7 protein-coding genes are annotated in these 5410 nt (G+C 66.1%); 5 read left to right on the forward strand and 2 right to left on the reverse strand.

The features are described 5' to 3' along the window. Positions 1-182: hypothetical protein (locus RZR99_RS31985; protein ID WP_323123702.1), on the forward strand; the 182-nt coding region annotated here is incomplete at its 5' end. A 114-nt stretch (positions 183-296) separates the two neighbouring features. Here RZR99_RS31985 and RZR99_RS31990 read toward each other — a convergent pair. Beyond that, positions 297-1244, reverse strand: coding sequence for a LysR family transcriptional regulator (locus RZR99_RS31990; protein WP_323123703.1), 948 nt, complete (start codon positions 1242-1244; stop codon positions 297-299). Positions 1245-1370: 126 nt separating this feature from the next. On the opposite strand from RZR99_RS31990, the gene RZR99_RS31995 reads away from it, so the two are divergent. Beyond that, a complete protein-coding gene (locus RZR99_RS31995; protein ID WP_323123704.1) occupies positions 1371-2348 on the forward strand; it encodes a quinone oxidoreductase family protein in 978 nt (325 codons plus the stop codon). A 26-nt stretch (positions 2349-2374) separates the two neighbouring features. Further along, positions 2375-2527: a DUF1427 family protein gene (locus RZR99_RS32000; RefSeq protein WP_323123705.1), complete on the forward strand. Its 153-nt coding sequence runs from the start codon at positions 2375-2377 to the stop codon at positions 2525-2527. A gap of 56 nt (positions 2528-2583) precedes the next feature. Here RZR99_RS32000 and RZR99_RS32005 read toward each other — a convergent pair whose 3' ends face one another. Then, positions 2584-3627: a transporter gene (locus RZR99_RS32005; protein ID WP_323123706.1), complete on the reverse strand. Its 1044-nt coding sequence runs from the start codon at positions 3625-3627 to the stop codon at positions 2584-2586. A gap of 559 nt (positions 3628-4186) precedes the next feature. Between RZR99_RS32005 and RZR99_RS32010 the strand changes: the two genes are divergently transcribed. Both RZR99_RS32010 and RZR99_RS32015 read left to right on the forward strand, forming a co-directional pair. After that, positions 4187-4429, forward strand: a complete 243-nt coding sequence (locus RZR99_RS32010) for a hypothetical protein (protein WP_323123707.1) — start codon at positions 4187-4189, stop codon at positions 4427-4429. A gap of 40 nt (positions 4430-4469) precedes the next feature. Then, on the forward strand, positions 4470-4703 hold the full coding sequence (locus tag RZR99_RS32015; protein ID WP_323123708.1) for a PTS fructose transporter subunit IIABC: 234 nt from the start codon (positions 4470-4472) through the stop codon (positions 4701-4703). Positions 4704-5410: the final 707 nt, after the last annotated feature.

Consider the following 5410-nt stretch of genomic DNA (forward strand, 5'->3'; position numbering starts at 1 on the left):
CGAATCTCGCTCCGGCATCGCGCTCGACCAGCATCGGGTCGATCAACTCGCCGGCCGCGATGTCGCTGCGCCAGCTGCCGGCGGGCGATGTGCTGCCGACCCCGGCCGCGACGCCCGAGAAGGTGCGCCCGACGCTGCGCTATCAGGGCAAGTTCACGCCCCGTCAGCAGCTCACCCAGTAACGGACGACCGGACGGCGCCGCCGTCCGCGCCGATCCGCCAGCGCCGCCGGTTACGGCCGGCGGCGCCCCCGGACCCGCGCCTCGGCATCGCGCCGCCCTCCCCGACGGGCCTCGTCACCGAGGCCCGTTTTTTTTCGACCGCTTCGGGAGCGCGCGCTCCCAGGGCGGCTCGGCGAACCAGTGCGTGAGGAATTCGACCAGCCGCAGCGTGCGCGCGCTGCCGCGCGCCTCCTGGCGCAGCACGTGAATCGTCGCACGCTCCGGCGCCGTGCCGCGCCCCGGCAGAACCCGCCGCAGCCCACCCGAGCGCAGCGCAGCGCCGGCCAGCCAGGTCGGCAGATGGGCAATACCGAAGCCTTCGATCGCCGCGGCCAGCAGCGCCTCCGAATGGTTGCTGCGAAACCGCGGCTGCGCGGGCGGATGCCGGCGGCCGTCGAACAGCCACGCGCCGGGCGGCGGCGGGCCGTGCCACCCGAGGCAGTCGTGATCCGCGAGCGCGTCGAGCGACGCGGGTTCGCCTCGGCGCGCCAGATAGCCGGGACTCGCGCACAGCACCCGCCGCTGCGGGGCAAGCACGGTCGCCACGAAGCGGGTGTCCTCGAGCGGGCCGATCCTCAGCGCCAGATCGACTTCGGAACCGAGGCGCTCGCCTTGCAGGTCGACCATGCTGTCCGTCAGCACCAGTTCCACCTGCAGCGCCGGATAGCGCTGCATGAAGGCGGCGAGCGCGGACATCAGGTGCAGCCGGCCGAACGGCGCCGGACAATCGACGCGCAGCAGCCCGCTCGGCTCGCTGCGCTGACCGTGCAGATCCTCCTGCAGCCCGCGAATCTCCGCGAGCAGGCTCTGCGCCCGCTCGTACAGCAGTTGCCCCGCCTCGGTCGGCTTCACCGCGTGGGTCGTCCGATGCAGCAGCCGGAGGCCGAGCTGCGCTTCGAGATGGTCGACGCGGCGCGTCACCGACGACGCGGCCACGCCGTGCCGCCGCGCCACCGCCGAAAAGCTCTGCAGATCGACGACGTCGACGAACACCGACAGGTGAGGAGAAAGGAAGTCGTTCATGGTTTTGCTTTGCATTTATCGCAAAACAATCATGCTCCTTTGCATATTTCCGCGTCAAATCCGCCCGCCTACACTGCCCTTATCCGCTTCCCCCGGCCGCCCGGCGGCCTCTCACCGGAGTGCATCATGCGCAGTATTCGTCTCGAAGAAGCCGCCCCCGACATCGACGCCCTCGACGCCCGCGTGAAGCAGATCGCGCCGCCCGTGGCCAGGGCACGCGAAATGCTGATCGACATCCATGCGGCCGGCGTGAATCCGAGCGACGTGAAGGCCGCGCTCGGCAACATGCCGCACGCCGTCTGGCCGCGCACCCCGGGGCGCGACTGGTCCGGCATCGTGCGCGTCGGCCCCGCCGACTGGGTCGGCGAGGCCGTATGGGGATCGGGCGGCGAGCTGGGCGTGCGCCGCGACGGCTCGCACGCCGAACAGCTGCTGCTCGCCGAGGCGCAGGTGCGCCGCAAGCCCGGCCGGCTGACGCTGGAGGAAGCGGCGGGTGTCGGCGTGCCGTTCATCACCGCGCATGAGGGCCTGCGCCGCGCCGGCATGCCGGTGGAGGGCGACGTGGTGCTCGTGTTCGGCGCGAACGGCAAGGTCGGGCAGGCCGCGATCCAGCTGGCGACCGCGCGCGGCGCGACCGTGATCGGCGTCGAACGCGGCCCGGACGACTATCGCGGCCATGCGACGCGCCCGGTGCGCGTGATCGACGCCTCCGCCAGCGACGTCGCCGACGCGGTGCGTGCCGCGACCGGCGGACACGGCGCGGACATCGTCTACAACACGGTCGGCAGCCCGTACTTCGACGCCGCCAACGCATCGATGGCGATCGGCGGACGGCAGATCTTCATCTCGACGCTCGAGCGCAGCGTGCCGTTCGACATCTTCGCGTTCTACCGCGGCCAGCACACCTATGTCGGCGTCGATTCGCTCGCGCTGGACGGCGCCGTCTGCGCGCGCATTCTCGACGAGCTGGCGCCCGCGTTCGAGGGCGGCACGCTGCGGCCGTTCCCGATCGCGGCCGACCACGTGTATCCGCTCGAACGCGCGCACGATGCCTATCGCGCGGTACTCAAGGGCGCGCGCGAACGCGTCGTGATCAAGCCGTGACGGAACGGTCGACCAGGGAGGCCATCATGATGGACTACGTGATTTCGCTGGCGGTGGGGCTGGGCGTCGGCGTGCTGTACGCGCTGCTGCATGTGCGTTCGCCGGCCCCGCCGCTCGTCGCGCTGATCGGACTGCTCGGGATGGTGATCGGCGAGCGCGCGATCACGCTGCTGCGCTAGAGGCGCCGGCGCGGGTCGCCGCCCTCGGCGGGGCGGACGGCAGCAGGCACGTCGCGTTACCGCTCGCCTCGGTGACGGCGAAACGCCCACCACGAGGCGAGCGCCGTGAAACCCGCGACCAGCAGCACCATCATCCAGAAACCGTGCTTGTTCTCGGAGAACGGCACGCCGCCGACGTTCATCCCGAAGAAGCCCGCGACGATGTTGATCGGCAGCGCGATCACCGTCACGAGCGTCAGCGTGAACAGCGTCCGGTTGTTCTGCTCGTCGAGCCGCGAACCGATTTCTTCCTGCAGCAGCTTGATCCGCTCGACGAGGCCCGCGAGATCGGCGAGCACCAGCGAAAATTCCTCCGTCGATTCGCGCAGCTCCTGCACGTCCTCGGCCAGCAGCCAAGCAGGCGGCTTCGCGAGCAGCCGGAAGATCGAGCCCGGCTCGGGCGCCAGCATCCGCTGCAGGCGCGTCAGCGTCCGGCGCATCGCGCCCAGCTCCATCCGGTTCGAAGTCGGCCGCTGCGACAGGAAACGATCCTCGATCCGATCGATATCGACGCTCGTGCGGCGCACGATCTGCACCATCAAATCCGCCTGGTCGCGCATCAGGTGGATCAGCAGTTCGGCCGGCGAGCGGAACAGCTCGCCCTGCTTCACGCCGGCGCGCAGCGTGTCGATCGAGCGCAGCGGTTTCAGCCGCGCGGTCACCAGGATGCGCCGATGCGCATACGCCCAAAGCGTCGAAATCTCCGACGGCGTCAATTCGAAATTGAACATCACGTCGTTGACGACCGCCCGCAGCGCGCCGTCCTGCTGTTCGATCCGGGTCGAGTGCGAACCTTCGCGGAGGAATTCGAAGAACGTCTCGGGCAGATCCAGATGCGCGCGCATCCAGCGCTCGCTCGCGCCGTGCGCGAGATTGAAGTGCAGCCACAGGAAGTTCGCGCCTGCATCGCGCTGCGCCGGCAGTTCGTCGCGACGGCTCAGCCAGTCGATCGCCTGCTCCGCATCGACCGGCACGCCGACCGCGTCGGGGGCGAACCGGAATCCGCAGACCATGCCGGACATGTCGGCGCCGTAGCTCTGTACGATCATCTCGGGTTTCATGGATGGTTCGGCGCCCTCTCGTGTCGATGCTGATGTGCCGGCCTATAGCACGGAATTGTGGCGCGCCGATGTCAAACCGGCGCCGGCCGTCACGGCGCGTCGCCCTCGCGGCCCGCCGCTTTTCGCCGATGGTGATTTTCACATATCGGCGATCAATCGCCCTCCTCCGACACCGGCTTCATCTCGCTTTAAAAACCTCGCCAAGATTTCAGCCCGCCCATATGCATTGCTAAACAATCATCGATGACAGACGCCTATAGACGGCAATTTTCATCTCAAAAAAATGATTCAAGCGCTGAGTACGCTACCGAACTTTCTCCACCGGTAACCTTTGCTAATTTTCGTCCGACAAATTCGCAACCGGACAATCGACCCGGACTGAGCACGCGTTGCGTACTTGCTCTCTGCTTGAAGCAACACGCATCGACATGATCCGGATTCGCCGGGACGATAAATTCAGGATATCGAACAATATCGAGAATTGATTTGTACAGTGCAAAAGCACGGCAGATCGATACCCTGCCAGATGGGCCATCTGGCAATAGTTAGGAGAAGGGCAATGCAAGAACTTAGTCTGCAGGAAATCGATCTGGTCGGCGGCGCGCAAGTTGGCGGTGGTCTGGTCGGTGCCCTCACGGGCCTGGTTGGCGTGTACGGCCAAGGCCTGTACAACATCGGTTCGACCATCACGGACCAACTGGCTGGCGGCCTCGTCGGCGCGATCCAGATCGTCGGCGGCCTGCCGGTTCAACTGGCCCAAAACGTTGGGTCGGCTTTCCTCAACGGCCTCTTCAATTCTTAAGCCACCCCCCTTAGCCACACTATCTTTAGGAAAAACGATCATGCAAGAAATCAATCAGCAAGAAATCGATATGGTTGGCGGCGGTCTCTGGAATCCGCTGGTTGCTATTCCGACCGCTGTGGTTCTCGGCGCTCAACAGGCAATCGGCACGGTTGGCGCAGCCGCGCTCAACTTCGGCGTGAATCTGACGGACACGGCCGGCGGCCTGCTCAACGGCCTGGTCAATGACATCGTCGGCATCGTCTCCGGCACGGGCAAGGTCATCACGGGCTAATCCGCCACCCGATACAACGACCGACCAGGCATCGACGGCAAACCGCCGGATGCATGCCTGGAGCGGTCGAGCGATGCGCGTGCCCGTCTCAGGGCGGGCACGCGCCAGTGCAATATCCGCTGGCCGGTCGCACGACGCGCACGACGCGGCATGCATCGCGTCACCGACGTCACCGTTCATCCGATTTCCCGGTTGCTCGATCGATTATCGACTGATTCGAATGTTAAACAGGGAAAAACACCGCTAATAATCGTCAAAACGTAGGCCGGCGCGCTTTCCCGTTTCGGTTTGCTCCGATAGATTCCAAAGCAATGTTGTGCAATCTCGCACGGCGTCTGCCCATTACCGCGATCTTTGCGAATCTGCGCGATGTGAGTTCGGATCGCTAAATTTTAAGCGCCCTATCGTCATGGCATCGTTCGCCGACACACCTAGACATGCAACAGGCCACTCGAGCGAAAACCAGGGCTGTACGGCACGACAACCGTGCTACAGGCGCGGCGAGCGCAGGGTCGCGGCAGTGACGAAGCAACCCGACGCCACCGCAATACGCCGGCCGAACGCCACGCACGGAACCGGCGACGTGCTCCCTACGCTACTTTCGGCTGTCCATCCATGACGCCCAACACACCACTCTTTCGCACCGCCGCGCAGGAAGCCCAGCGCACGCAGACCCTCGGCGAGATCGTCCTGATCCGGCCGGTGTC

Origin of the sequence: Burkholderia alba (assembly GCF_034721475.1) — a bacterium.
Taxonomy (GTDB): domain Bacteria; phylum Pseudomonadota; class Gammaproteobacteria; order Burkholderiales; family Burkholderiaceae; genus Burkholderia; species Burkholderia alba.

What these genes read in the sequence shown, in the direction of transcription:
- RZR99_RS32015 (WP_323123708.1), top strand. Translation starts at nt 4,470, where the DNA reads ATGCAAGAAATCAATCAGCAAGAAATCGATATGGTTGGCGGCGGTCTC.
- RZR99_RS32010 (WP_323123707.1), top strand. Translation starts at nt 4,187, where the DNA reads ATGCAAGAACTTAGTCTGCAGGAAATCGATCTGGTCGGCGGCGCGCAA.
- RZR99_RS32005 (WP_323123706.1), bottom strand. Translation starts at nt 3,627, where the DNA reads ATGAAACCCGAGATGATCGTACAGAGCTACGGCGCCGACATGTCCGGC.
- RZR99_RS31990 (WP_323123703.1), bottom strand. Translation starts at nt 1,244, where the DNA reads ATGAACGACTTCCTTTCTCCTCACCTGTCGGTGTTCGTCGACGTCGTC.
- RZR99_RS32000 (WP_323123705.1), top strand. Translation starts at nt 2,375, where the DNA reads ATGATGGACTACGTGATTTCGCTGGCGGTGGGGCTGGGCGTCGGCGTG.
- RZR99_RS31995 (WP_323123704.1), top strand. Translation starts at nt 1,371, where the DNA reads ATGCGCAGTATTCGTCTCGAAGAAGCCGCCCCCGACATCGACGCCCTC.